Here is a 3,748-nt window from a genome sequence, read left to right as displayed (position 1 = left end):
CGGCCGGTGACCACGCCGTCGGCGGGCAGGGTCTTGCTCTGCGCGTTGGCCAGCTGGCCGTCCTCGACGAACGTACCCTCGTCGAACAGCAGCGCCAGCCGATCCCGGACATAGAGCTTGCCCTGCGACTCGAGCTTGTCGGCCCCCGAGTCGGAGGGCGTCAGGGTCGCGTCGCGCGCGGCCGCGACGTCGGCGTAATGGTCTTCACCCACGGGCACGCACCCCCGTCCGACGTCTTCCATGATCATGAACATTAACCGTGCTATGTGAACGGCTAATGTTCATGATCATCAAGGGTTGCGTCATTCGACCGGGAGCCCCAGGCCGCGGGCGATGAGCAGGCGCTGGATCTCACTCGTGCCCTCACCGATCTCCAAGATCTTGGCATCGCGGTAGAAGCGGGCCACCGGGTACTCCTCCATGAAGCCGTAACCCCCATGCACCTGGGTCGCGATCCGGGTGGCGGTCACCGCCGACTCCGTGGCGTAGAGCTTGGCCACCGCGGCCGCCTGCTTGACCGCGTCCCGCGGCCGGCCGGCGTCCCGCATCGCCGCCGCCTTATAAGTGAGCAGACGCGCCGAGGAGGCCATGACCTCAAGGTCCGCGACCTGGAAGGCCACGCCTTGCTTGCTGCCGATCGGCACGCCGAAGGCCATGCGCTCTTTGGCGTACGCGGTCGACGCATCGACCATCGCCTGGATACACCCGACCGCGAGCGCGGCGATGGCGATCCGGCCGTCGTCGAGCGTCGCCAGGAACTGAGCGAACCCTTCGCCGCGCTTCCCCAGCAGGTGGTCCGCTGGGACGCGGCAGCCCGAGAACGTCAGCGGGTGGGTGTCGGAGGCGTGCCACCCCAGCTTGTTGTACGCGGGCTCGACGGTGAACCCGGGCGTCCCCGACGGCACGATGATCGTCGATATCTCCGGCCGGCCGTCGGCGCCGTCACCTGTCCGTGCGGTGATCGTCACGCACGAGGTGATGTCGGTGCCGGAGTTCGTGATGAACTGCTTGGAACCGTCGATGACCCACTCGTCGCCGTCCAGCACCGCCCGGGTGGCCGTCGCGCCGGCATCCGAGCCCGATCCCGGTTCGGTCAGCCCGAAACCGGCGAGGGCCCGCCCGGACACCAGGTCCGGCAGCCACGCGTCCTTCTGCTCGTCGGTCCCGTAGGTGAGGATCGGGTTGATGCCGAGACCGACGGCCGCCTCCAGGGTGATACCCATCGACTGGTCGATCCGGCCGATCTCCTCGATGGCCACGCACAAGCTGGTGAGATCCCCGCCGGATCCGCCATACGTCTCGGGCGCGGTCAGGCCGAAGAGCCCCAGCGCGCCCATCGCCTGCACCGCACCCAGCGGGAAGTGGTGTTCGGCGTCCCATCGCTCGGCATGCGGAGCGATCTCGCCCTCGGCGAAGTCGCGAACCACCTTCCGGAAGTCCTCATGCTCGGCGGAAAGCTCGAACGGCATTGTCCCCTACCTTCCTCCGCCGTGGGCGGTTGCTTCACCGGCACCGGCCACGGCCGAACCACCCGATGTGGCTGATCACGCGTGCGCCGCGGTCAGCCGGTCCTGCGGTCGACGTTACGCTATATCGCGCGCGTGGCGTAGCAGCATCCTCGGCGACCGACATGTGACATCGACGCCCTGAATCGCCGGTCAGTTAGCCTGTAACGCGACGGAAGGGAGAGTTCGTGAATCGCAGCGTCACCAAGGTACTGATCGCCAACCGCGGTGAGATCGCCGTACGGGTGATCCGTGCGTGCAAGGACGCGGGACGAGGCAGCGTCGCTGTCTATGCGGACTCCGACCGCGACGCACTGCACGCCAGGCTGGCTGACGATGCGTACGCGCTAGGCGGTGAGACCGCCGCCGAGACCTATCTCGACATCGGCAAGCTGCTGGACGTCGCGGCACGGTCCGGGGCCGACTCGGTCCATCCCGGGTACGGGTTCCTGGCCGAGAACGCCGGATTCGCGCAGGCGGTCATCGACGCCGGACTGACCTGGATCGGGCCACCGCCGGCCGCCATCACGGCCCTCGGTGACAAAGTGAGCGCCCGGCACATCGCCCAGCGAGCGGGCGCTCCGCTGGTCGCCGGCACCTCCGACCCCGTCTCCGGCGCCGACGAGGTAGTGGCCTTCGCGCAGGAGCACGGCCTTCCGATCGCCATCAAGGCAGCCTTCGGTGGAGGCGGGCGCGGCCTGAAGGTCGCCCGCACCCTCGAGGAGGTTCCCGATCTGTACGAGTCCGCGGTCCGCGAGGCCGTCGCCGCCTTCGGTCGCGGCGAGTGCTTTGTGGAGCGCTACCTCGATCGCCCGCGGCACGTCGAGACGCAATGCCTGGCCGACCAGCACGGCAACGTCGCGGTCGTCTCCACCCGGGACTGCTCACTGCAACGCCGCCACCAGAAGCTGGTGGAAGAAGCTCCGGCGCCATTCCTCACCGAGGCCCAGAACGCCCAGCTCTACCAGTCGTCGAAAGACATCCTGCGCGACGCCGGGTACGTCGGCGCCGGCACGTGCGAGTTCCTCGTCGGGGCGGACGGCACCATCTCCTTCCTGGAGGTCAACACCCGGCTGCAGGTCGAGCACCCGGTCACCGAGGAGGTCACCGGAATCGACCTCGTACGCGAGATGTTCCGCATCGCCGAGGGTGAGGAGCTCGGGTACGAGGACCCGCCGGTGCGGGGCCATTCCATGGAGTTCCGCATCAACGGCGAGGACCCCGGACAGAACTTCTTGCCCACACCTGGCCCGGTGACCACCTTCCGGCCGCCGTCCGGGCCGGGTGTGCGGCTCGACACCGGAGTGGAGCCGGGCAGCGTCATCGGGCAGAACTTCGACTCCCTACTGGCCAAGCTCATCGTCACCGGCGCCAGCCGGGAGCAGGCGATCCAGCGTTCCCGCCGTGCGCTCGCCGAGTTCGAGGTGGACGGCCTGGCCACGGCGATCCCGTTCCACCGCGCCGTGCTCGACGACGACGCGTTCGCCCCGCCGGATCCGGGCAAGCCATTCGCCGTGCACACGCGCTGGATCGAGACCGAGTGGGAGAACACCGTCACGCCGTACCGGGCCGGCCAGGCCGCTCCTGCCGAGCAGGTTCAGCGCGAGCGGGTCACGGTCGAGGTGAACGGCAAGCGGCTGGAGGTCGTCCTCCCCGAGGGACTCGGTGCTTCCTCCACCACCGCGGCGGCACGCAAGCCGATCCGACGCCAGGCGGGCGGTTCCGGTACCGCGGCCGTGAGCGGTGACGCACTCGTCTCGCCGATGCAAGGCACCATCATCAAGGTTGTCGCCGAGGACGGGCAGCAGGTGGCGGCGGGTGAGCCCGTCGTCGTCCTGGAAGCGATGAAGATGGAACAGCCGCTGAACGCGCACAAGTCCGGGACGGTGTCCGGCTTGTCCGCCGTCGTCGGCGCCACGGTCGCCAACGGTGCCGTGATCTGCGAGATCAAGGGTTAGCGACCTCGGGCTCTTGGTACGGCGCATACTCACCGGCGACTCTCCCGTCGCCCGTCACCGGTCCTCCGCCACCGAACCGGTAGCGTTCGGTGCATGCGGGAGAGGTCTTGGAGAGTCGCTCTGTTCGGCTTTCTCGTCATCATGCTTCCCAGCTGCACCGACGACGACACGGAGCAATCAGAGCCGACGCCTACCCAGAGCGCCGTGCTTCCACCGCTCGAGGACGGACGGCTTGTTCGGGTGCTCGGCAACGGCAGCGGAGAGCCGCTGCGTGGCGTGGACTAC

The 3,748-nt window shown here is 68.6% G+C and carries 3 protein-coding genes and 1 pseudogene; 2 read left to right on the top strand and 2 right to left on the bottom strand.

The genetic code is table 11. The features are described from left to right. Positions 1–242: pseudogene (locus ELR45_RS38440) on the bottom strand (hypothetical protein); the annotation flags it as partial. A 60-nt stretch (positions 243–302) separates the two neighbouring features. Beyond that, positions 303–1,469, bottom strand: coding sequence for an acyl-CoA dehydrogenase family protein (locus ELR45_RS19620; protein WP_129667876.1), 1,167 nt, complete (start codon positions 1,467–1,469; stop codon positions 303–305). Between the two features lie 224 nt (positions 1,470–1,693). Here ELR45_RS19620 and ELR45_RS19615 point away from each other — a divergent pair, with 224 nt between their 5' ends. Both ELR45_RS19615 and ELR45_RS35510 read left to right on the top strand, forming a co-directional pair. Then, a complete protein-coding gene (locus ELR45_RS19615; RefSeq protein ID WP_129667875.1) occupies positions 1,694–3,463 on the top strand; it encodes an acetyl/propionyl/methylcrotonyl-CoA carboxylase subunit alpha in 1,770 nt (589 codons plus the stop codon). A 93-nt stretch (positions 3,464–3,556) separates the two neighbouring features. Further along, the coding region (locus ELR45_RS35510; protein ID WP_165367940.1) for a hypothetical protein at positions 3,557–3,748 on the top strand (192 nt) is incomplete at its 3' end.

The organism is Phytoactinopolyspora endophytica, from assembly GCF_004138495.1.
In the GTDB taxonomy this organism is placed as follows: Bacteria; Actinomycetota; Actinomycetes; order Jiangellales; family Jiangellaceae; genus Phytoactinopolyspora; species Phytoactinopolyspora endophytica.
The sequence above is the reverse complement of the archived record's forward strand: the minus strand, read 5'-3'. Positions and strand labels throughout refer to the sequence as shown.

Excerpts from the sequence above, each read along its gene's own strand:
- ELR45_RS19620 (WP_129667876.1), bottom strand. The coding sequence starts at position 1,469 with ATGCCGTTCGAGCTTTCCGCCGAGCATGAGGACTTCCGGAAGGTGGTT.